Below are 21,619 nucleotides of genomic sequence, written 5' to 3' on the forward strand. Positions count from 1 at the left end.
ACCGACGTGCTGTGCTCGGTTCAGGGCCCGTCGGCACGGGCCGGGATCAGCTCAGGCCCGTCAGTGGGGGTGCGGAGTTGTCGTCGCGCCACGCGATGGCTTCGCGCAGTTCGGTGAGGTCGTAGTCGGGACCGCCGGAACTCACCGTGAACTGCGTGATCCCCAGTTCGACGTAGGACGGGGCCGCGTCGGCACCGGGCCACTTGGTGGACCGTTCGATGTCCTCGGGGCGACGGCCGGCCTCGGCGCAGCGCTGCGCGAGGATCCCGGACTTCTCGGCGTGGGTCTCCACCTCGTCGAAGCTGTGCCAGATGTCGGCGTACTTCGCGACCATCGGCAGCGTCTTCTTCGGGCCACTACCACCGATGAGGATGGGAATGTGCCGGGTGGGCTGCGGGTTCAGCTTGCCGAGTCGGTTGACGATGCGGGGCATGTACTCGGCGAGCAGGTCGAGGCGGGAGCCCGCGGTGCCGAATTCGTAGCCGTACTCGGCGTAGTCCCGTTCGAACCAGCCCGAGCCGATGCCGAGGATGAGACGGCCGCCGCTGATGTGGTCGACGGTGCGGGCCATGTCGGCGAGCAGGTCGGGGTTGCGGTAGCCGCCACCGGTGACCAGTGCGCCGATCTCCACGCGTTCGGTCTGCTCCGCCCAGGCGCCGAGCATCGTCCAGCACTCGAAGTGGGCGCCGTCGGGGTCGCCGTAGAGCGGGTAGAAGTGGTCCCAGTTGAACACGATGTCGACGCCTGCGTCCTCGGCGCGGAGCACGGTGTCGCGGATGACGCCGTAGTCGGGTTGCTGCTGGGGCTGTAGTTGGAGTCCGATGCGAATGGGGCGCGTCATGGAGTCCACGTTAAGGCAACATCTCGTATCGTCGCCCGAGTTCCCGCAGGAAGGACTCGAGAACGAGGTCGAAGCTCTCGGCGTCGATCTCGGCTGCGTACTCGCGGAGCCGATGCGCCTGCGACAGATGCGGATACCGCTCGTTGTAGGTGTCGATGTGATCGTCGAATCCGCCCGCGAACGAGGTGATGGCGGAACCGATGACGATGTACTTGATCGAGGCGCCGATCATCGTCGCGAAGCGGGGCGGCCAGCCGGCGCGGGTGAGGCCGCCGTGGATGGCGTCGGACGCCTGGAGGGAGACGGGTCGGGTGCCGGGGCTCGAGGCGAGGAAGGGCACCATGTTCGGGTGCGCGGCGAGCGCGTCCCGGTAGGTGCGGGCCCAGCGTCGGAGCGCTTCCTGCCAGTCATCCTCGGCGAACCCGCTGACGTCGACCGATTCGCCGATGGCGTCGGCGATGTCGTCGAGCAGTTCTTCCTTGGTGGCGTAGTGGCTGTACAGCGACGGTGCGCGAACACCCAGTTCGGCGGCGATCCGACGCATCGAGACGGCGTCGAGGCCGTGCTCGTCGACGAGTCGCAGCGTGACGTCGCGGATGAGTTCACGGCTGAGCAGAGGCGTGCGCGGGCGCGCCATCCATCGTCCTCCTTCCGGCCCGGCCTGGACGAGCTAACAATGTAAGGTTAGTTTGGAATCGCGAGAAGCGCTACGGCGCCGGCATCCCTGGAAGGCCCCTCCATGAACCTGAAGCTCACCGAGGAGGAGCGTGCGTTCCGCGACGAACTGCGCACCTTCTTCACCACCGAGATCCCCGCCGAAGTGCGTGCGAAGACCGCCTCCGGTACCCCGCTGGGCAAGGACGACTACGTCGCCGTCCAGCGCATCCTGCATTCGCGCGGCCTCGCCGTTCCCAACTGGCCCGTCGAATGGGGCGGTCAGGACTGGACGCCGATGCAGCGCAACATCTGGCTCAGCGAGCTGCAGCTCGCGTCGGTGCCCGACCCGCTGCCGTTCAACGCCTCCATGATCGGGCCGGTCATCGCGCAGTTCGGCTCGCAGGAGATGAAGGAACGCTTCCTCCCCGCCACCGCCAACCTCGACATCTGGTGGTGCCAGGGCTTCTCCGAGCCCGAGGCCGGCTCCGACCTCGCGTCCCTCAAGACCCGCGCCGTCCGCGACGGTGACGACTACATCGTCAACGGGCAGAAGACGTGGACGACGCTCGCGCAGCACGCCGACTGGATCTTCTGCCTCGTCCGCACCGATCCGAACGCGAAGAAGCAGGCCGGCATCTCGATGCTGCTCTTCCCGATGGACACCCCGGGCGTCACCCGCCGTCCGATCAAGCTGATCGACGGCGGCTACGAGGTCAACGAGGTCTTCTTCGAGGACGTGCGCGTTCCCGCCGAGAACCTCGTCGGCGAGGAGAACACCGGCTGGACGCAGGCGAAGTTCCTGCTCGGCAACGAGCGCACCGGCATCGCACGGGTCGGCGCCACCAAGGTCAAGCTCGCGCGGGCGAAGTCCCTCGCGGCCGAGACCCGCTACGGCAGCGGCTCGCTGCTCGACGACCCGATCTTCGCGGCACGCCTGGCCGAACTCGAGAACGAGCTGCTCGCTCTCGAGCTCACCCAGCTGCGCGTCGTCGCCGGTTCGGCCGACGGCAAGCCCAATCCGGCATCGTCGCTGCTCAAGATGCGCGGCTCCGAGCTGCAGCAGGCCGCGACCGAACTGCTCGTCGACATCGCCGGTCCCGATTCGCTGCCCGCCGGCGAGGCCGACATCGACTCACCCGACTGGGCGCAGCTGACGATGCCGACCTACCTCAACAACCGCAAGGTCACCATCTACGGCGGGTCGAACGAGGTTCAGCGTTCGATCATCGCTTCCTCGATTCTCGGACTGTGAGGCCCCGGACATGAATTTCGAACTCGACACCGAACAGGACATGCTCCGCGCGACCGTCCGCGACCTGCTCTCGGGTGCGTACGACGTCGAGTCGCGCAACCGGGTGGCCGAAGGTGACCTGGGCTGGAACCGCGACGTGTGGAAGCAGCTCGCCGAACTCGGCGTGCTCGGCCTGCCCTTCGCGGAGGAGCACGGCGGCATGGGCGCCGGACCGGTGGAGGTCATGGCCGTCATGACCGAGATCGGCCGCGCGCTCGCACCCGAGCCCGTGCTCGACTGCGTCTACCTGCCCGGCCGGCTCGTCGCCGAGGTCGGCACCGACGCGCAGCGCTCCGACATCCTGCCGCGACTGTCCGAGGGCACCGTGCTCCTCGCGTTCGCGCACGACGAGCCGGGCAGCCGCTGGCCGCACACCGAGGTGGCCACCACCGCGGCGCGCGACGGCGACTCGTGGACCGTCTCCGGTCGCAAGAACCCTGTGCTGCACGGTGATTGCGCCGACACCTTCATCGTCTCCGCGAAGCTGCCGGAGGGCGGCGTCGGACTGTTCGTCGTCGACGCATCGGCCGACGGTCTGGTCCGCACTCCGTACCGCACCCACGACGAGCGTCGCGGTGCGCAGCTCGTGCTCGACGACGTCGCGGCCACCCCCCTCGGTGAGGCGGCCGACGCGTTCGCAGCCATCACCGCGGCGCAGGTGCACGCACAGGCGGCACTGTGCGCCGAGGCGGTCGGTGCCCTCGACTCCTCGGTTCAGCTGACGACGAGCTACCTCAAGCAGCGCAAGCAGTTCGGTGTGCCGCTGTCGATGTTCCAGGCGCTCACCCACCGTGCGGCCGACATGTACGTGCTGTACGAGCTGGCGTCGAGCATGAGCCTGTACGCGACCATGGCCCTCGCCGACGGCATCGTCGACCCGACCATCGCGTCGCGCGCCAAGCTGCAGGTCGGCCGGTCCGCACGGAAGATCGGACAGGAGTCCGTGCAGATGCACGGTGGCATCGGTGTCACGGCCGAGCACTCCATCGGCCACTACCTGAGCCGCCTGACCGCGATCGAGCACACCCTCGGCACCATGGACGATCACCTGCGGGTGCTCGCCGGTGGCGTGAAGGACTACGAGCTCGTGGAGATCGCCGGAATGTGACCGATCGGGCTCACTCCCGGGGCAGCAGTGTCCCCAGCGGACCGAGATCGATGTTGAGATCCTCGGGGGTGAGCCCGAAATGGTCGCGCAGTTCGCCCATGCGCTGTTCGAGCAGCATCAGTGTCGTGCCGAGACGTTCGATCTGCTCGTCGCTGAGATCCCCCGCATCCATGCGGTGCAGGGCCTGACGCTCCATCAGCTGCCGGAGCAGTTCGACGAGCGTGAGCACCAGCGTCACAAGGCCCCGTTCCACGGATTCGGGATCGGCGTCGATACGCGACGGGAAGTTCACCGGCTCGCTCACGAACCCTCCCGGGCCCCGCGGGGAACGGGGACGTCGACGCCGGGCAGCGACAGGGTGCTGATCGACGAGATCAACGCACGCAACGAGATCCGCACCAGGTCGATCTCCGCGATCGACAACGTGATGTCGCCGGTGATGACCACGCCGCCGGACAGCACCCGGTCCAGCAGGTCGATCAGAGCGATCCGCCGTTCCTCGTCCACCGATCCGTCGGCGTACCTCACGGCGAGATCCGTTCTGCTCCGGCGAACGAGTAGGGCGGCCACGGACCGCTCGTCTCGAGCCTGATCCCCTGATTCAGCGACCCGAGTTCCTCTACCTCGGAACGGAATTCGTCCGTCCTGTCGTCGTCGACGAGGTATGTCCCGTTGAGCAGCATCCACTCGTGGCTGCCGCTCAGTGCCGGATCGGTCGGCGCGCCCCGGCGACCCGCAGCGGATACGCGCAGCAGCCGCTCGTGGATCTCGGAGGCGCGTTCGGCCGCGTCGCGTTCGACGCTCTCCTGCGCCGCCAGTTGCGCGCGACGACGCAGCAGATAGGCCGTGCCCGCACCGGAACCCGCCCCTTCCGCCTGCGCTTCGGCGACGGCCGCGGTCAGCGCCTTGCGGTCGGCGAACGCCTTGACCCCCCATTCGGTACGACCCGTCACGAGTGCGAGCGCCGACGAGAACTGCTCCCGGTGCTCGGTGAGCAGGGCACGGACCCGTTCGTCGTCGAGGCAGACGGTCGCGAGTCGCAGCGGTACCACGGAGACGTGCCGTGCCAATCCGGCGACGACCGAATCGTGGGCGCGGGCCACTCTTTCCAGCCAGTCCAGGTCTTCGAGATTGCGTGCCAGTGCGGCCTCGCCGAAATCGTCCAGGGGCACCGTTCCGACCACGGCGGTCAGCCCACCTTCCTGCACCGTGCGGACCTGCTCGCCGGCGACACCGGAGGCGCCCTCGGTCTCGTGGCCGACGAGCGTCCCGTCGGTCACGGCGTACATCCAGATCCCGGTCGTGTCAGTCACGGTCCTCCTCGTCCACGATCTCCGCCGGTTCCGGCTCCAGCTCCTCCGCTCGGGCCTCGAGTGCGGCCAACCGCTCACGCAGCTGCCGGTTCTCCAACTCGAGTTCCGCCCGGCTCGAATCGACCTCGGGTGCACGGGCCTTGCTCGTCAACCACGGATCGCTCTCCCACCAGTCGATCCCGACGGCCTTGGCCGTCTCGAGCGATGCGATGACGAGACGGAGCTTGATCGTGAGCAGTTCGATGTCGAGCAGATTCACCTGGATGTCGCCGGCGATGACCAATCCCTTGTCGAGGACACGCTCGAGGATGTCGCCGAGATTGGTCGACCGGCCTCCGCCCCCGTAGGGTTGCGGCGACGACGTGCCGCCTCCCCCACCGACCACCGTCATGACCCGGTCCTCGCGCCGATGTCGCTGCTACCGCGTCCGTAACGCCGGGTCCGCCGGTACGCGAGCAGATTCCCGTCGAGGTCGATCTCCACCTCGTAGAGCGCGAGCATGTCGGCGGACGACGGAATCCGCCTGTCCTCCACGACCTCCACCTCGACGACCCATCCGTCCTCGGTGGGTTCGACGGAGGTCACCCCCTGAGCTTCCTTGGAGGTCAGTTCCTTCAGATGTGTGAGGGCCGCCGATGCGGCCTCGGCCGCCGAGATCGCGGGCGGGCCGGTGTCCTGCGCCACGGCATCACTCCTTTCCCTCGGCGGAACCGGAGCCGCCCCGGGAGATCATCCGGTTCAGCACGGCCTGCTGCGCCTCGTCCTTCTCCTCGGGCGTCAGCTCGCCCGCCTCCGCCGCTTCCTCGATCTCCTCGAGTTCGCGCCGCACATTGGCGGGATCGTGCAGTTGCTGTTCGACCTGCTCCTGGATGATCTCTCCGAGCCACATCACTCCCTTGACGGGAGCGAGGGGCAACGTGAGCAGGGAGGTCAGCAGACCCATCATCAACCTCCTTCACCGGGATCGGATTTCGCCACGAAGTCGTAGGCCGCCATCGGACCGAGCAACGAGATCTCGACCCGGCCCTCCCACTCCCGGCCCAGTTCCTGCAGGGTCTGTTCGAGCTCGTCCTGCCGTTCGAGTTCGACGAGGACGGCGATGTGCACGGCATCCTGCTCGTGCGTGGGTTGCCGTTCGTTGACCATCGGTTCGAGCGACGACAGGGCCTCGACCGTGTGACGGGTGTCCTCGTTACGTTTGGCCTCGATCGTCGCGTTGATGATCTCCCCGAGCGCCATCCGGGCCTCGCGGGTCGCGTCCTCGGATTGCCCGCGGATCTGTTCCCGCAACTGCGCCGCCTCGGAGTTCTCCTCGAGGATCTCCTGCAGGATCGCCCTCTCGTCGTACCGCCCCTTCACGACGAACTGGGCGAGCCCGTCGAGTTGGTCGAGGGCCGAGGCGAGTTCGTCCTCGTTCCCCTCGAGCAACTCCGCGGCCACCGCATCCCGATCGGTGAGGACCGCACCGAATCTCAACGGGAGCACCGGGGCAACCGTCACGGTCCCGTCGAGCAACGCGGCGTGGGCCTTGAGATCGTCCGGTGTGCCGAGGGCACGATCGGTCGGGATCTCGCTCACCAGCGCAGCGATGCGACCGGACTTGACGACCGACACCTCGGCCGGCGGATTGCCCACCCCTTCCGCGTGATCCTCCGGTTCCACATCCGACGGGACGATTCCGTAGACGTAGACCGCAGTGGTCGTGGCGGTTTCGTCGCTGTCACCCTGCTCGGGCCGTTCGGTCTGTTCCGTGGACATCAGTCCTCACCCCTGCGTGATCGTCGAGCGGGCTCCCGCTGCTCCTGGACGTCGCCGAGGAACTCGCTGACCTTCTCCCCCGCAGCCTCGAGTGCTCCCTTCGTCTTGTGCTTGGAACCGCCGGAAGTGATGTCGCCGACGAGATCCGGAAGGCCCTTCGGCTCGTTGTCGGAGATTTCGAGCCGGTTCACCGCCTCCGCGAAACGCAGGTAGGTGTCGACACTGGCCACGACGACGCGGGCGTCGATGGTGAGCAGTTCGATACCGACGAGCGAGACACGCACGAACGCGTCGATGACGAGACCCTTGTCGAGGATGGTGTCGATGACGTCGGCGAGGCCGGACGAATTGGGACGGGCCATACCGCCCCCGCCGCCTCCACCGCCGCCCCCTGCAGGTTGGATGGTCATGACCGGGATCCTCTCGAGCGGGCCGAGCGCGTACCGGTGGACTTCGTCGCGCGGGTCCGTTTCGCGGGCGCACGCTTCCGGGGCGGTTCGGGCTCGTCCTCTTCGTCGTCGGGTTCTTCGCCGGAGGACTCGTCCTCCTCGGTCTCGTCCTCCTCTTCGGGATACTCGTCCTCGAGATCCTCCTCATCCTCGGGCGACTCCTCGTCGCCTGTGTCCTCGGGTGACTCCTCGTCGCCTGTGTACTCGGCCGACTCCTCGTCCTCGGGCGCCTCGTCCTCGTATTCGCCCTCGGACGGTTCACCCTCCTCGAAATCCTCGTCCTCGTCGCGGATCTCGTCCTCGTCACCGGAGGTGTCGGTCTCCCCCTCGTCCCCCTCCTCGCCGTTCTCGCGGGCGTCCTCCTGCTCGCGCTCCTCTTCTTCCTGACGCGCGGTCTCGTCGTCCTTGACGACCTCGCTCTCGCGGATCTCGCCGTGCCAGCCGACGATGTCGTCGGGATGCAGGATTGCCTCGGTCATGGCGTAGCGCCGGAAGTGCTTCAGCTCCAGGCGTGATCGGCGGCCGACCGCCCGCCACAGATTCGCGGTGCGCTCGAACAGACCCCGGGGGTGGTACTCGAGCACCATGAGGATCCGGGTGAGATCGGGTGTGAGTTCGTGGAAGGTCACCGCGCCGTCGATGTATCCCTTGCCGCCCTTGGACCGCCACACGATCCGTTCGAACGGGACCTGTTCGAGGATCGTGGACTCCCAGTTCCGGCGCGACCAGAACACCTTGCCGGTCCAGTGGAGCTTCTCGTCCTGGACCTGCTCGACCTGTTCGACCTTCTTCATGAACTTCGGCCAGTCGGCGAACTGGGTCCACAGGTCGTAGGCGAGGTCGATCGGCACACCGACGTCGATGCTCTCGACGATGTTGGTGAGCTTGAGTTTCTTTCCGCCCCCGCCCTTGCCTCCGCCACCGCCGGTGACGGACTCCTTGACGTCCTCGAACTTGTCCTTCGCGGTGTTCTTCAGGTTCTCGAATCCCGAACTCGCCGCCGCCTTCAACGGCGAATCGCCCTGAGCGAGCTTGTCGACACCGGTCAGCGCACTGGCCAGATTGCCGCCCTTGCCCTCGGAGTAATCCTGTAATCGTCCTGCCGTACCGGTGACCCTGTCGGACAGGCTCGACAGCGCATTCTGCGCGACGGTTCCTGCGAGGCCCTGCAACGACTGCTGCAGACCGCCGGTCAGTCCGCCCGTGGCCTTCCCGGCCGTGTCCGTGGCGCTGCGGCCGGCCTTACCGGCGGTATCGGTCGCGGTCTTCCCGGCCTTGCCCACCGCGTCGGCGACTCCGCCCGATACATCGCTCAATCTGGCCATCGCTCTCACCGCTTCGTTCGACGTACGGGCGCACGACCGGAGGAAGAGGACGACGCAGTGCTACGCGCTGCGCGCTTGCGCGGCTTCGGAGGTGCCTCCTCCGAGTCGTCCGAGTCCTCGTTGTCGGCTGTCTTCTTGCTGCGGGAAGTCCGCGGACGGGATGTGGCGCGGGCTGCACGGCGCCGCGGTGCGGGACGCTCGGGTTCCGGCTCCTCTTCGTCGCCCGAATCCTCCTCGTCGGAACCCTCTTCGTCCGTCTCGTCGTACTCCGGCTCCTCGTCGCGATTCCGGCTGCCGCGACGCCTGCCGCCGCGACCTTCCTCCTCGTCGCGTGATTCGTCGTATTCGTCCTCGTATTCGGCGTCCTCGGGTTCCTCCTCCGATCGTCCGCCGCCACCGCTCGCGCGGGACTGCAGACGTTCGTTGAGGGCGTCGATCCGGTTGCTGGCCGCGGTCACAGCAGCGGCACGAGCCGCATGCATGAGTTCTCCGCGAACGGATTCGGTGATCTTGTTGATCTCGGGAGACGAGCCGAGCATCGAGGCGCTGCGCTGCAGGAGTTCCTGCGGATTGCTGGGCAGTTTGCCGGTCATTCCGGCGCCGGCGAGCATCATGGCCACCCGCATCTTCTTGGTACGGCCGAGGAAATATCCGATGCCCACACCGAGGGCGACTCGTGCTCCGGGTTTCATCACCGTTCTCCTTCGTATGCCGCGCGTCGTGTGGCGTGCTCGGAAGGGGCCGGGGAGGTCTCGGTACGGTACGCAGCCGATGCGCGTCTTTGTGTGATGCAAACCACAGTACGTCACTCGAGGCCTTGATTCGCGTGCTTCGTCGGCACACGGATTCCGGAGTGGACGACGGGCTCGAAAAGTACCAATCAGTATGTTGTGCAGCAGGATACGAGGCTTGCTACAGATCTCGACCGGCCGTCCGCGGGCATGCCAAAGAAAGGTTCTCGAGCCGGTAAGGATTCCGAAAACCGGAGGCTATCGCCGCGGATGCACCGGGGTGGCGATCCCTGTCGCCTGCAAAGCGAATGCTGCTTCCGGACCGATGATTTCGCCGACGAGTGCGAGGAAGCGGTCGACGAAGGCCGGCCCGTGGGCCCCCTCGGTGGCGTCGTCGGGATCCTGCGGATCGAGATGGTGCGCGAGTTCGTGCAACACCACCATCTCGCGGAACGCCCACGCGGTGTTCACCCGGTGCTCGGGAAGAGCGATCGTCGCGCAGTCGCGTTCGTAGTGTGCGGCCGCGTTGCCCGCACGGGCCCGCACGCGCACCGGCACGGCGGCGCGCTCCCACCGGGTGCGTACCCAGTCGAGGGCGAGCACGGCGTCGATGTAGTCCTGGACCGAGGCGATGGAGGCGAACCGTCTCTCCACCGGGAGCGTGACGTGGGAACCGGCGACCTCGACGGTCCGCAGACCGCGCTCGTCGGCGCGGTCGAGCATCTTCCGTACGATGGACTCCGCTTCGTACACAGCGGTTCTGCGGGTGTCGCGCACCTTGGTCACCGTTCCAGCCTCCTCGGAGCCGACGGCAGTTCGGGTGCCGTTCCCAGCCGGGCCGCGCGTCCGGCGCGGTCGCCCGCGCGCCGGGCATCGGCCGAGCGCGCCGACGGGGCCCGGTTTCCCCGCCAACTGCCCCGTGCCTGCGACGTACTGCGGTAGAAGTCCTGCAGTTCCAGACTCTTCCCACGCAACACCAACGCCGTACCGGGCGCGGATGTTTCCACCTCGCGTTCGATCTCCTGCTTCGCCTCGGCCAGCCGGGCGCCGATGCGGGCGGCAAACGCCGACTGGAAGTTCAGCCGGGCCGTCACCGCGGCAACGGGCTTGCGCACGCGTGTGCGCACACGGCGGCCACCGCGTTCCTCGACGACGGTGCGCACCGTGGTCTCGTTCCGGTAGGTGCCCTCGCGCAGATATGCGTCGGACGCCCGCACCATCTGCACGAGCAGGGAGGAGTACAGCGCCTCGCACACGTCGATGTCGTCGGCGAAGCCGTAGGCGTAGATGACGGTGGAGTTCGCGGTGATGTCGCACTGCACGTCGTTGGCCGCCGCGATCGCGATGAACAACTGGGCGTAGGTGCGCAGTCCCTTCTTCCCCGTCTCGCCGATGGTGATCAGCCGCTGCACGGGAGTCGCGCGGCGTTCCTTCGCCGCCGTGTGACTGCGCGCGACCGCCAGATCGATCGAGGAGGACGTCGCGAGCCGCTGCGCCGCGGCGAGGAAGGCGTCGGCCTCGTGAGGGTTGTCGGTGGACTCCGCTTGGCGGAGCAACCCGCCGATACGGCTCAACATCTTGTCCGAACTCACCCAGCGAGCGTAGAGCGTGGCACCGACTCCGCCCACGAGACCGGGAACACGCACGAAATTCCTGCGAAACCGCCCGCGACCCACCAAGATCGTGCAGATGGACACTGCGGTCGATTTCGTCACCGATATCAACGACACGTTCTGGTATGCGGTGATCGCACTGCTCATCGGTTCGGGCCTGTACTACACGATCCGGTCCCGGTTCATCCAGATCCGGCTCCTGCCCGACATGCTGCGTTCCATCGTGGAGAAACCCGAGAGACAACCCAACGGCGAACCGGGCCTGTCCGCCTTCCGGGCCTTCTCCGTCTCGGCCGCCTCCCGAGTGGGAACGGGCAATGTCGCCGGTGTCGCGATCGCGATCAGCCTCGGTGGTCCCGGCGCGGTGTTCTGGATGTGGGCGATGGCTCTGGTCGGTGCGGCGACCGCCTTCCTCGAGTCCACCCTCGCCCAGCTGTACAAGGTGCGCGACGAGGACGGCACCTTCCGCGGCGGCCCCGCCTACTACATGCAGTACGGGCTGCGGAAGCGCTGGATGGGCATGATCTTCGCGGTCATCATCACGATCACCTACGGCTTCGTGTTCAACGCGGTGCAGACCAACTCGATCGTCGACGCCGTCGCGGGTTCGGTCGGGGAGAAGACCATGACACTCCAGGTGATCGTGGGCCTGGTCGTCGCCCTCATCGTCGGCGTGGTGATCTTCGGCGGTATCCGCCGCATCTCCGGCGTGTCCCAGATCGTCGTGCCGGTCCTGGCGTTCGTCTACCTGGTCATCGGCATCATCGTCGTGGTCCTCAACATCGGCGAGGTTCCGACCATGTTCCGCCTCATCGTCGAGAACGCCTTCGGTCTCGAGGAGATCGTCGGTGGTGGTTTCGGTGCAGCCTTCATGAACGGCATCCGCCGAGGTCTCTTCTCGAACGAGGCCGGCATGGGCTCGGCGCCCAACGCCGGTGCCGCCGCCGCGGTCTCCCACCCGGTCAAGCAGGGTCTGGTCCAGAGCCTCGGCGTCTATTTCGACACCCTGCTGGTCTGCTCGATCACGGCCTTCATCATCCTGCTGTCCGAGCCCGAATTCGGCAGCGGCCTGGAGGGTGCCGCTCTGACGCAGAACGCGCTCGCGCTGCAGCTCGGCGACTGGACGGTGCACTTCCTCGCCGTGCTGATCTTCTTCCTCGCGTTCACCTCGGTGATCGGCAACTACTACTACAGCGAATCCAACATGGAGTTCCTCACCGGATCGCGCCGCATCCTGCCCTACCTGCGCTCGGCGGTCGTGCTGTGCGTCTTCCTCGGGGCGATCGGTTCGCTGCCGCTGGTGTGGGCCCTGGCCGACCTCGCCATGGGGATCATGGCCACCGTCAACCTCATCGCCCTGATCCCGCTGTCGGGTATCGCCTACGCCCTGTTCCACCACTACAGCGCGCAGCGCAAGCAGGGCCGCGACGCGGTCTTCCGCGCCGGTGACGTCCCGGGCATCCGTGGGATCCAGGTCTGGAACGACGACGACATCACGCCAGTCGAGAGCCGATCGAGCGACGCACGGTAGATTCCCCTACCGCACGAGCGTGTACCGCTTCGGAAAGGATCTTTCGAGATGGCGTCGGTGACCTTCGACAAGGCCACGTGCCTGTTCCCCGGCTCGAGTACGCCCGCGGTCGACGCGCTCGACCTCGAGATCGAGGACGGCGAGTTCCTCGTCCTGGTCGGGCCGTCGGGTTGCGGCAAGTCGACCTCGTTGCGCATGCTCGCCGGCCTCGAGGAGGTGCACAGCGGGCGCATCCTCATCGGCGACCAGGACGTCACCGGGCAGGATCCGAAGGAACGCGACATCGCGATGGTGTTCCAGAACTACGCCCTCTACCCGCACATGTCGGTCGCGGAGAACATGGGCTTCGCGCTGAAGCTGGCCAAGACACCCAAGAACGAGATCCGCGAACGGGTCGTCGAGGTCGCGAAGATGCTCGACCTCGAGCAGTTCCTCGACCGCAAGCCCAAGGCGCTGTCCGGCGGTCAGCGTCAGCGCGTCGCGATGGGCCGCGCCATCGTCCGCCAGCCGCAGGTCTTCCTCATGGACGAGCCGCTGTCGAACCTCGACGCCAAGCTCCGCGTGCAGACCCGCACGCAGATCGCGCAGCTGCAGCGCCGCCTCGGCACCACCACCGTCTACGTCACCCACGACCAGGTCGAGGCCATGACGATGGGCGACCGCGTCGCCGTGCTCGAGAAGGGCATCCTGCAGCAGTGCGCGTCGCCGCGCGTGCTCTACAACAAGCCCGCGAACGTCTTCGTCGCCGGCTTCATGGGCTCGCCCGCGATGAACCTCTTCCGACTCCCGGTCTTCGACCGCGGCGCGATGATCGGCGACACCCACGTACCGGTGCCGCGCGACGTGGTCGGCCAGGTCACCGAGAAGGAGGTCGTGCTCGGGATCCGGCCCGAACACCTCGAGATCTCGAACGAGGGTCTGGCCATGGACGTCGACGTGGTCGAGGAGCTCGGCTCGGAGGCCTACGTCTACGGCCGGGCCGACGTCGGCGGGATCGTGCAGGAGATCGTCGCCCGCAGCGACTGGCGCAACCCTCCGCAGAAGGGCGACCGGCTGTACCTGCGCTTCGACCCCGAGCACGTGCACGTCTTCGGAACGTCCGACGGGAAGCGGATCGGCTGATCACCGCTCCGGGAGCGGTCGGGGAGTGACACTCGACCGATTCAGGATGGGCGGAATGCCGACTTTTACCGGTGCTGCGTGCCACAGTAGTGGCCGGTGTCGGTGCACCTGGGTCACCGACGTGTGTTTTTCGACCTCGAAATGGGGAGTTGTTGATGGTTCTGAATACGAAGGCGATGCGGAGGGCTGCGATCGCCGCTACGGCCGCGACCGCGCTCGTTCTCGCCGGCTGCTCGTCGGACAACGGTGGCGACGACACCTCGACCGGCGGCGAGGGCACCGCTGCTTCCGGTGAGGGCCGCGGCCCGATCACGATCGTCGAGGGGCAGGATCCCCTGAACGCGGCGCTCGAGAGCATCATCGCCGACTGGAACGCCGAGCATCCCGACGAGCAGGTGACGTTCAAACCGCTGGCCAAGGAAGCCAACGACCAGTACGACGACATCGCCCAGCGGATGCAGGCCAAGAGCGACGAGTACGACCTCATCGCCGTCGACGTCACCAACACCGCGGAGTTCGCCGCGAACGGCTGGCTGCTCCCCCTCGAGGGCGACCTGGAGATCGACACCGAGGGTGTGCTGCCCGCGACCGTCGAGTCGGGCACCTACAACGGCACCCTGTACGCCGCACCGAAGAACACCAACGGCGCGTTCCTCTACTACCGCACCGACCTCGTCGACGAGGCGCCCGCAACCTGGGACGACCTGAAGGCCGAGTGCCCGAAGGCCGAGGAGGCGGGTATCGCCTGCTACATCGGTCAGTTCAAGAACTACGAAGGCCTGACGGTCAACGTCACCGAGATCGTCAACGCCTTCGGTGGCTCCTTCGTCGGCGAGGACGGCCTCACCCCGGCCATCGACGAGCAGACCGCCGAGGGCCTGCAGTTCATCGTCGACAACTTCGAGGACGGCACCATCCCGGCCGCCGCGCAGACCTACACCGAGGGCGAGTCGCAGACCGCCTTCGGCAACGGCGAGGCACTGTTCCTGCGCACGTGGCCCGGCTTCTACACCGACGGTGAGAGCTCATCGGTCGCCGGTAACTACGGCATCGCCGTCCTGCCCGGCGTCGACGGCCCCGGCGTCTCGACGCTCGGCGGCTACAACGTAGGCATCAGCGCGTTCTCGGATGCTCCCGCCACCGCGCGCGACTTCCTCGAGTTCATGCAGACCCGCCAGTCGCAGATGTACTACGCGGAAGCGGGCGGCGCCCCGGTCCTCGCCGAGGTCTACGACGACGCCTCGATCCTCGAGCAGTACCCCTACTTCTCGACGCTGAAGGAGGCCCTCGAGGCCGCCAAGCCGCGTCCGGCGTCGCCGTACTACTCGGCCGTGTCGAAGGCGATCGCCGACAACGCCTACGCTGCGATCCGTGGCGAGAAGACCGTCCAGCAGGCGCTGGACGACACCCAGGCCGGCATCGAGACCGCCGGCAACTGATGCTCTAGGAGCAGTACATGGCTGACCCGCAGGTCGACAATCCCGCGGATCCGCCACACGCCCCCGCGGTCGGGACCGTCCCCGGTCCCGACCGCGGACGTGTCGGCGGACGTCACCGCGTGCCCGCACCTCCCGCCACGGCGGTGAAGACGCGGCGCAAGGTTCCGGTATGGATGTTCGTCGCCCCGTCGATGCTCGTCCTGGCCGTGATCATCCTGTACCCGCTCGGGCGAGCGGTGTGGATGTCGCTGCACGGTGACTCGAAGCGACTCGATCCCGAGACGGGCCGGTTCGTCACCGGCGGTTTCGTGGGGATCGAGAACTACACGCGCTGGATCACCCAGACCTGCAATACCGCCACCGGTTCGATCCCGTGCCCTCCGGGCACCCTCGGCTCCCAGTTCTGGCAGTCGATCTTCAACACCTTCTTCTTCACCGTCGTCACGGTCTCGCTCGAGACGGTGATCGGTTTCGCGATGGCGATCGTGATGGCCAAGTCGTTCCGGGGTCGCGGCCTGCTGCGCGCCTCGGTGCTCGTGCCGTGGGCGATCCCCACCGCCGTCACCGCCAAGCTGTGGTTCTTCATCTTCGCCAACGACGGTGCCGCCAACAAACTGCTCGGCACCGACTACCTGTGGACCGCCGATCCGTGGCCCGCGCGCTTCGCGATCATCGTCGCCGACGTGTGGAAGACGGCACCGTTCATGGCGCTGCTCATCCTCGCCGGCCTGCAGATGATCCCGCAGGACGTCTACGAGGCCGCGAAGGTCGACGGCGCGAACGCCTGGCAGCGGTTCAAGATGATCACGCTGCCGCTGGTCAAGCCCGCCCTCATGGTGGCGATCCTGTTCCGCACCATGGACGCGCTGCGCATGTACGACCTGCCCGCGATCATGATGGGGTCCAATCCCGCGACGTCCACGATCTCGGTGCTCGTCGTCGACCAGATGCGTCAGGGCTCGAACTCCGCGTCGGCCCTGTCGACGATCACCTTCCTGCTCATCTTCGCCGTCGCCTTCGTGCTGGTGCGGTTCCTCGGCGCCAACGCGGTGAGTACGCAGGAGAAGCAGCGTAAGGGGGAGGTCGTATGACCGTCACCACCGAGATTCCCCGCATCCAACCGGAGCCCGAACCCACACCGGTGCAGCCCCGCAAGGTGCCGTTCAAGCGCCGGCTGAGCACGGTCGGTACCTATCTGGGTGTCGCGCTGATCATCGTGTGGGGCCTCGCCCCCTGCTACTGGATGATCGTCACGGCCCTGCGCGACCCGTCGGAGACGTTCAGCACGACCCTGTGGCCGTCGAACCCGACGCTGCAGAACTTCGCCGACGCGCTCGACCCCGACGCCAAGGTCAACTTCTCGCGGGCGTTGCTCAACAGCGTCATCATCGCCGGCGCCACCACGGCGGTCGCACTGCTGCTCGGCGTGTTCACCGCCTACGCGCTGTCGCGGTTCGAGTTCCGCGGCAAGTACTTCGTCACCGGCATCATCCTCGGCGCGTCGATGTTCCCGGTCGTCGCGCTCGTGACGCCGCTGTTCCAGCTGTTCACCGACATCGGCTGGATCGGCAAGTACCAGGCGCTGATCATCCCGAACATCTCGTTCGTGCTGCCGCTGACCGTCTACACGCTCACCTCGTTCTTCTCCGAACTGCCGTGGGAACTCGAGGAGGCCGCCCGCATGGACGGCGCGACCCGCGGGCAGGCGTTCCGCCTGGTCATGCTGCCGCTCGCGGCACCCGCGCTGTTCACCACGGCGATCCTCGCCTTCATCGCGACCGTCAACGAGTACCTGCTGATGTCGCAGCTGTCGAGCGAGAGCACGGCCCCGGTGACGGTGGCGATGGCACGGTTCACCGGCACCGACCCGTACGTCACCCCGTACGCGTCGATCATGGCCGGCGGCACGCTCGTCATGGTGCCGCTCGTGGTGATGGTGCTGATCTTCCAGCGACGCATCATCTCGGGTCTGACCGCGGGTGGCGTCAAGTCGTGAGGAAGGTTCCGCGCCGGAACCGACTCGAGATGCTGCTCGGCCTGCTCACGGTGTTCACGGTGATGGCCGTGATCTCCGCCGTCGCCGAGCTGACGTCGCCGCAACCCGGCATCGTGCCGTCCCTCGTGCTGCTCGCATTCGTCGTGATGTGGGGGTTCGCGTTCCGCGCGTGGCGCCGATCGGGGTGAACCTGGGGTGACGTGAGAAGGAGCACCGTACCGGTGTTCCGGAGGCGTCGTGTGGTCGTTTCCGTACCATACGGTGGGCGGGTGACCCTCCCGTCCGGATTTCCGGTACCGAGAAAGTGGAACGAGTGACGAGCCCCAAAAGGTCGACATCCTCGCGCGCCGCCGCGGCCGCGGCGAAGAAGCGGAGGGGACGCATCGTTCGCTACGCCGTACTCGTCGCGTTCGTTCTCGCCGTGCTCGTACCGCTCGGAATCTTCGCCTCCGCCTACTACTCGGCGAAGGTGCCGACCCCGGCGGACATGAAGACGAACCAGCTCGCGCGGGTGTACGCGTCCGACGACGCCACCGAGATCACCCGGGTGGTCCCACCGGAGGGCAATCGTCTCGAGGTCGGCATCGCGCAGATCCCCGAGCACGTCCGCAACGCCGTGCTGTCGGCGGAGGACCGCAACTTCTACAGCAACCCCGGTTTCTCGATCACCGGTTTCGCGCGCGCGGCCCGCGACAACGTCATGGGCAAGGACACCGCCGGCGGTGGGTCCACGATCACCCAGCAGTACGTCAAGAACGTGCTCGTCGGCGCCGATCGCACGCTCGAACGCAAGATGCGGGAGCTCGTCATCTCCACCAAGATGGCGCGGCAGTGGTCGAAGGACGAGATCCTCGAGGCGTATCTCAACACCATCTACTTCGGTCGTGGCGCCTACGGCATCGGCGCGGCGTCCCAGGCGTACTTCGGCAAGCCCGTCGAGGAGCTGTCGGTCTCCGAGGGAGCCGTCCTGGCCGGGGTGATCCAGACGCCGTCGTCGCTCGACCCCGAGTTCAACCTGCCGGCCATCGAGGAGCGCTGGAACTACGTGCTCGACGGCATGGTCGAGATGAAGGTTCTCGACCCGGCCGAGCGGTCGGACCAGGTCTTCCCCCCGACCGTGCCGTCGGACACCCTCGTGCTGGCCACGGAGGCGACGGGCCCGGAAGGACACATCCGTACGCAGGTGCTGCGCGAGCTGTCCGCGGCGGGGATCAGCGAACAGGACCTCAACACCGAGGGTCTGCGCATCACCACCACCATCGACCTGAAGGCCCAGCAGGCGGCGATCGACGCCGCCCGGTCCACGTTGTCCGGCGAACCCGGGGAACTGCGCACCGCAGTGGTCTCGGTCGACCCCCGCTCGGGTGCCGTGCGCGCCTACTACGGCGGTGAGGATGGCGCCGGTTTCGACTTCGCGCAGGCCCCCGTCCAGACGGGTTCGGCGTTCAAGGTGTTCGGCCTGCTCGCCGCGCTCGACAACGGGATCGGCCTCAACGCGCGTTTCGACAGTTCCCCGCTCACGGTGGGCAACGTCCGCATCGGCAACGTCGAGGGCGAGTCGTGCGGACGCTGCACGATCGCCGAGGCACTCAAGCGGTCGCTGAACACGAGCTTCTACCGGCTCATGATGTCCATGTCGAACGGCCCGCAGAAGATCGCCGACGCCGCGCACGCAGCGGGAATCCCGTTGACGATCCCCGGGGTCGAGGGGCAGACGCTCAGCGAGAACGGCGGTCCGCCGGAAGGTGGCATCGTCCTCGGCCAGTACCAGGCGCGGGTCATCGACATGGCCTCCGCCTACGCGACGATCGCCGCGTCCGGTGTCTTCCACGAGCCGTACTTCGTGCAGAAGGTCGTCACGGCCGACGGTGTCGTGCTCCTCGATCGTCCGCCGTCACCCGGTGAACAGCGCTTCGACGCCGCGGTCGCCGACAACGCGACCCAGGCCATGATGCCGATCGCCGCCTACTCGCGTGGGCACGCGCTCGCCGGTGGCCGGCCGTCGGCGTCGAAGACCGGCACCACGCAGCTCGGCGACACCGGGTTGAACAAGGACGCCTGGATGGTCGGGTACACGCCGTCGCTGTCGACGGCCGTGTGGATGGGCACCCCCGACGCCGGGGCGATCACCAACAGCTGGGGTGGCTCGATCTACGGTTCCGGACTGCCGTCGGACATCTGGAAGGGGACGATGGACGGCGCGCTCGAGGGCACGCCCGTCGAGAGCTTCCCGTGGCCGGCGCCGATCGGTGGCCAGGCGGGTGTCCCGAAGGACGCCGGTATCGAGACCACCACCACTGCTCCCCCACCGACCTTCCAGTTGCCCGACCTGTCGAACCTGCCGCCGATCACGATTCCCGCGCCGCCGGTCGATCTGCCCGTCCCGGTGCCCTCGCAGATCGAGGTGTTCCCCGGCGTGACGATCCAGATCCCCGGCTTGTAGGTCCGTACTCCACCCATCGAGGGGGAGGTCGTGTGCGTTTTCCCGCCCGGGGACGCACACAACCTCCCCTCGTTGTCGAGGCGGTCCGCGTCTACGGCCCGTTCAGTACCGTCGGCAGCAGCGCGGCCGAACAGTCGACGACCTCGTCGACGCTCGGCGAGCCTTCGCGGAACCGGTCGATCGCCAGCGACTCCACGAATGCCCACCACGCCCGCAGCCGCATGCGGGTGACGGGGGTGTCGTCGCAGCCCAGCGCCGTGACAACCCGCTCGACCATGGTGTCGCGCATCGAGTCGTGGATGTCGCGGATCTGGGGGTCGGAGCCGACGCCGCTGTGGAAGAACGCCTGGAAGTTGTCGCCGTGGCGGTCGATGAACGACACGAATGGGTGCAGCACCGCCCGGAGCGGATCCTGCTCGTCCGGATCGGGGTCCGCCGCGCGGAGCAACCGGCGTGACGCGGCGCCGACGACGGCGACGTAGAAGTCCTGCTTCGTGGGGAAGTAGCGGAACAGCAGACCACGGGAGATGCCGGCGATCTCGGCGACGCGATCGATCGACAGGGCGTGGATCGGGCGCGTCGACAGCTCCTGCAGCCCGATCGCCACGAGTTGTCGTCGACGTTCCTCGGGCGGCAGACGACGCCGTCCCTTGGACGCCTCTTGTCGTGGGGTGCTCACACCGATAGCCTAACTGAGCATCGCTCAGTTACGACCGCCTGACCGGGCAGATTCCCGGTCGAACTCGACGGAAGGCACCCGATGGATTTCGCACAGTCCGAGCGCAGTCGCGACTATCTCGAACGCCTCCGAGCGTTCATCGCCGCCGAGGTCACGCCCGTCGAACAGCGACTGCGGGCCGAGCGGCGCACCGCGGGCGAGGGACGACGCGACATCGATGCCGCCGAGAGGTGGGCCGTCTCCCCCGAGTTTCGCGAGCTGCAGCGCAAGGCCCGCGCCGAGGGCCTGTGGAACCTCTTCCTGCCCGACGCCGAACTCGGCGCCGGACTGTCGAACGTCGACTACGCCCCGCTCGCCGAGGAGATGGGTCGCTCGCAGTTCGCCTCCGCGGTGTTCAACTGCGACGCCCCCGACACCGGTAACATGGAGGTCCTCTACCACTACGGCAGCGAGGCGCAGAAGGAACAGTGGCTGCGCCCCCTGCTCGACGGTGAAATCCGTTCGGCCTTCTGCATGACCGAACCCGAGGTTGCGTCGTCGGACGCGACGAACATGGCCGCGACCGCCGTGGTCGAGGGCGACGAGATCGTGCTCAACGGCCGCAAGTGGTGGAGCACCGGCGTCGGCCACCCCGACTGCAAGGTGCTCATCTTCATGGGCCTGACCGATCCGGAAGCCCACAAGTACCAGCGACATTCGATGGTCCTCGTGCCCTTCGACACCCCGGGTGTGAAGGTCGAGCGCATGCTCCCGACCATGGGCTTCTTCGACGAGCCCAGCGGCCACGGTGAGGTGTCCTTCACCGACGTGCGACTGCCGCTCGATGCCGTCATCGCCGGTCCCGGACGGGGATTCGAGATCGCCCAGGGCCGCCTCGGTCCCGGTCGCATCCATCACTGCATGCGCCTCGTCGGGCTGGCCGAGCACACCCTCGAACTCGCGTGCCGCCGAGGTCTCGAGCGCACCGCCTTCGGTAAGCCGATCATCAACCTCGGTGGCAACCGCGAACGCATCGCCGACGCCCGCATCGCGATCAACCAGTTGCGCCTGCTCGTCCTGCACGCGGCCTGGCTGCTCGACACGCAGGGCCTCGCCGGGGCGCGCTCGGCGGTCTCGGAGATCAAGGTCGTCGCACCGCGCGTCACCCAGCAGATCGTCGACTTCGCCATCCAGATCCACGGCGGCGGAGGACTTTCCGACGACTTCCCCCTCGCCGGTGCGTGGACGGCGGCGCGAGCCCTGCGTCTCGCCGACGGCCCCGACGAGGTGCACCAGGGGCTCGTCGCCCGGTTCGAACTCGGCAAGTACGCGTGAGAGGGAATT

At 67.4% G+C, this 21,619-nt stretch carries 25 protein-coding genes; 10 read left to right on the top strand and 15 right to left on the bottom strand.

Translation table 11 applies throughout. The features are described from left to right. Positions 1-46: 46 nt before the first annotated feature. Together ACPCXD_RS12110 and ACPCXD_RS12115 are read right to left on the bottom strand one after the other, a co-directional pair. Entirely contained in the window at positions 47-841 is a 795-nt protein-coding gene (locus ACPCXD_RS12110) for an LLM class F420-dependent oxidoreductase (RefSeq protein ID WP_145690400.1), read from the bottom strand. 10 nt (positions 842-851) lie between these two features. After that, complete coding sequence (locus tag ACPCXD_RS12115) at positions 852-1,478, bottom strand: TetR/AcrR family transcriptional regulator (RefSeq protein WP_088896930.1); 627 nt, start codon at positions 1,476-1,478, stop codon at positions 852-854. A 102-nt stretch (positions 1,479-1,580) separates the two neighbouring features. Between ACPCXD_RS12115 and ACPCXD_RS12120 the strand changes: the two genes are divergently transcribed. Both ACPCXD_RS12120 and ACPCXD_RS12125 read left to right on the top strand, forming a co-directional pair. Then, a complete protein-coding gene (locus ACPCXD_RS12120; RefSeq protein WP_088896931.1) occupies positions 1,581-2,750 on the top strand; it encodes an acyl-CoA dehydrogenase family protein in 1,170 nt (389 codons plus the stop codon). A gap of 10 nt (positions 2,751-2,760) precedes the next feature. After that, on the top strand, positions 2,761-3,897 hold the full coding sequence (locus tag ACPCXD_RS12125) for an acyl-CoA dehydrogenase family protein (RefSeq protein WP_423659726.1): 1,137 nt from the start codon (positions 2,761-2,763) through the stop codon (positions 3,895-3,897). Between the two features lie 10 nt (positions 3,898-3,907). Here the strand turns inward: ACPCXD_RS12125 and ACPCXD_RS12130 are convergent, their stop codons facing one another. From ACPCXD_RS12130 to ACPCXD_RS12185, 12 genes are all read right to left on the bottom strand, one after another. Then, on the bottom strand, positions 3,908-4,201 hold the full coding sequence (locus ACPCXD_RS12130) for a gas vesicle protein K (RefSeq protein WP_016693994.1): 294 nt from the start codon (positions 4,199-4,201) through the stop codon (positions 3,908-3,910). Beyond that, a complete protein-coding gene (locus ACPCXD_RS12135; protein ID WP_060652494.1) occupies positions 4,198-4,425 on the bottom strand; it encodes a gas vesicle protein in 228 nt (75 codons plus the stop codon). The genes ACPCXD_RS12130 and ACPCXD_RS12135 overlap by 4 nt, the downstream gene beginning before the upstream one ends. Next, the gene (locus ACPCXD_RS12140) at positions 4,422-5,210 is read right to left on the bottom strand and encodes a GvpL/GvpF family gas vesicle protein (RefSeq protein ID WP_088896933.1); all 789 of its coding nucleotides are present in this window, start codon (positions 5,208-5,210) and stop codon (positions 4,422-4,424) included. The genes ACPCXD_RS12135 and ACPCXD_RS12140 overlap by 4 nt, the downstream gene beginning before the upstream one ends. Then, entirely contained in the window at positions 5,203-5,601 is a 399-nt protein-coding gene (gene gvpJ / locus ACPCXD_RS12145; protein ID WP_060652496.1) for a gas vesicle protein GvpJ, read from the bottom strand. The genes ACPCXD_RS12140 and gvpJ (ACPCXD_RS12145) overlap by 8 nt, the downstream gene beginning before the upstream one ends. Further along, positions 5,598-5,894: a gas vesicle protein GvpO gene (gene gvpO / locus ACPCXD_RS12150; protein ID WP_059381900.1), complete on the bottom strand. Its 297-nt coding sequence runs from the start codon at positions 5,892-5,894 to the stop codon at positions 5,598-5,600. The genes gvpJ (ACPCXD_RS12145) and gvpO overlap by 4 nt, the downstream gene beginning before the upstream one ends. Positions 5,895-5,898: 4 nt before the next feature. Continuing rightward, positions 5,899-6,153 carry a gas vesicle protein GvpG gene (locus ACPCXD_RS12155; RefSeq protein WP_088896936.1) on the bottom strand — a complete coding sequence of 85 codons (255 nt, stop codon included), beginning with the start codon at positions 6,151-6,153 and terminating at the stop codon, positions 5,899-5,901. A gap of 2 nt (positions 6,154-6,155) precedes the next feature. After that, the gene (locus tag ACPCXD_RS12160) at positions 6,156-6,968 is read right to left on the bottom strand and encodes a GvpL/GvpF family gas vesicle protein (protein ID WP_423659730.1); all 813 of its coding nucleotides are present in this window, start codon (positions 6,966-6,968) and stop codon (positions 6,156-6,158) included. After that, positions 6,968-7,378 carry a gas vesicle protein GvpJ gene (gene gvpJ / locus ACPCXD_RS12165; RefSeq protein ID WP_202400395.1) on the bottom strand — a complete coding sequence of 137 codons (411 nt, stop codon included), beginning with the start codon at positions 7,376-7,378 and terminating at the stop codon, positions 6,968-6,970. Before gvpJ (ACPCXD_RS12165) ends, ACPCXD_RS12160 begins: the two co-directional genes overlap by 1 nt. Next, on the bottom strand, positions 7,375-8,742 hold the full coding sequence (locus ACPCXD_RS12170; RefSeq protein ID WP_160877331.1) for an SRPBCC family protein: 1,368 nt from the start codon (positions 8,740-8,742) through the stop codon (positions 7,375-7,377). The genes gvpJ (ACPCXD_RS12165) and ACPCXD_RS12170 overlap by 4 nt, the downstream gene beginning before the upstream one ends. Before the next feature lie 5 nt (positions 8,743-8,747). Beyond that, on the bottom strand, positions 8,748-9,434 hold the full coding sequence (locus tag ACPCXD_RS12175) for a hypothetical protein (RefSeq protein ID WP_088896939.1): 687 nt from the start codon (positions 9,432-9,434) through the stop codon (positions 8,748-8,750). Positions 9,435-9,731: 297 nt separating this feature from the next. Further along, positions 9,732-10,259, bottom strand: coding sequence for a TIGR04338 family metallohydrolase (locus tag ACPCXD_RS12180; protein WP_019290529.1), 528 nt, complete (start codon positions 10,257-10,259; stop codon positions 9,732-9,734). Further along, positions 10,256-11,065 (bottom strand): DUF2786 domain-containing protein, encoded by an 810-nt coding sequence (locus ACPCXD_RS12185; protein WP_145690407.1) that lies wholly within the window; start codon positions 11,063-11,065, stop codon positions 10,256-10,258. Before ACPCXD_RS12185 ends, ACPCXD_RS12180 begins: the two co-directional genes overlap by 4 nt. 97 nt (positions 11,066-11,162) lie before the next feature. On the opposite strand from ACPCXD_RS12185, the gene ACPCXD_RS12190 reads away from it, so the two are divergent. The 7 genes from ACPCXD_RS12190 to ACPCXD_RS12220 all read left to right on the top strand — a co-directional run bounded on the left by ACPCXD_RS12190 (position 11,163) and on the right by ACPCXD_RS12220 (position 19,617). Beyond that, the gene (locus ACPCXD_RS12190) at positions 11,163-12,617 is read left to right on the top strand and encodes an alanine/glycine:cation symporter family protein (protein WP_088896941.1); all 1,455 of its coding nucleotides are present in this window, start codon (positions 11,163-11,165) and stop codon (positions 12,615-12,617) included. 48 nt (positions 12,618-12,665) lie between these two features. Next, positions 12,666-13,739, top strand: a complete 1,074-nt coding sequence (locus ACPCXD_RS12195; RefSeq protein WP_088896942.1) for an ABC transporter ATP-binding protein — start codon at positions 12,666-12,668, stop codon at positions 13,737-13,739. Positions 13,740-13,894: 155 nt separating this feature from the next. After that, entirely contained in the window at positions 13,895-15,178 is a 1,284-nt protein-coding gene (locus ACPCXD_RS12200; RefSeq protein WP_016694952.1) for an ABC transporter substrate-binding protein, read from the top strand. 17 nt (positions 15,179-15,195) lie between these two features. After that, positions 15,196-16,269: a carbohydrate ABC transporter permease gene (locus ACPCXD_RS12205; RefSeq protein WP_145690411.1), complete on the top strand. Its 1,074-nt coding sequence runs from the start codon at positions 15,196-15,198 to the stop codon at positions 16,267-16,269. After that, complete coding sequence (locus ACPCXD_RS12210) at positions 16,266-17,174, top strand: carbohydrate ABC transporter permease (protein ID WP_237451367.1); 909 nt, start codon at positions 16,266-16,268, stop codon at positions 17,172-17,174. The genes ACPCXD_RS12205 and ACPCXD_RS12210 overlap by 4 nt, the downstream gene beginning before the upstream one ends. Continuing rightward, the gene (locus ACPCXD_RS12215; RefSeq protein WP_006550829.1) at positions 17,171-17,362 is read left to right on the top strand and encodes a hypothetical protein; all 192 of its coding nucleotides are present in this window, start codon (positions 17,171-17,173) and stop codon (positions 17,360-17,362) included. The genes ACPCXD_RS12210 and ACPCXD_RS12215 overlap by 4 nt, the downstream gene beginning before the upstream one ends. Before the next feature lie 125 nt (positions 17,363-17,487). Further along, complete coding sequence (locus tag ACPCXD_RS12220) at positions 17,488-19,617, top strand: transglycosylase domain-containing protein (protein ID WP_145690413.1); 2,130 nt, start codon at positions 17,488-17,490, stop codon at positions 19,615-19,617. Between the two features lie 91 nt (positions 19,618-19,708). Here ACPCXD_RS12220 and ACPCXD_RS12225 read toward each other — a convergent pair whose 3' ends face one another. Beyond that, the gene (locus ACPCXD_RS12225) at positions 19,709-20,296 is read right to left on the bottom strand and encodes a TetR/AcrR family transcriptional regulator (RefSeq protein ID WP_423659736.1); all 588 of its coding nucleotides are present in this window, start codon (positions 20,294-20,296) and stop codon (positions 19,709-19,711) included. An 81-nt stretch (positions 20,297-20,377) separates the two neighbouring features. Here ACPCXD_RS12225 and ACPCXD_RS12230 point away from each other — a divergent pair, with 81 nt between their 5' ends. Next, the gene (locus tag ACPCXD_RS12230) at positions 20,378-21,610 is read left to right on the top strand and encodes an acyl-CoA dehydrogenase family protein (RefSeq protein WP_088896944.1); all 1,233 of its coding nucleotides are present in this window, start codon (positions 20,378-20,380) and stop codon (positions 21,608-21,610) included. Positions 21,611-21,619 lie beyond the last annotated feature (9 nt).

Origin of the sequence: Rhodococcus sp. AB351 (assembly GCF_049538275.1) — a bacterium.
GTDB lineage: Bacteria > Actinomycetota > Actinomycetes > Mycobacteriales > Mycobacteriaceae > Rhodococcus.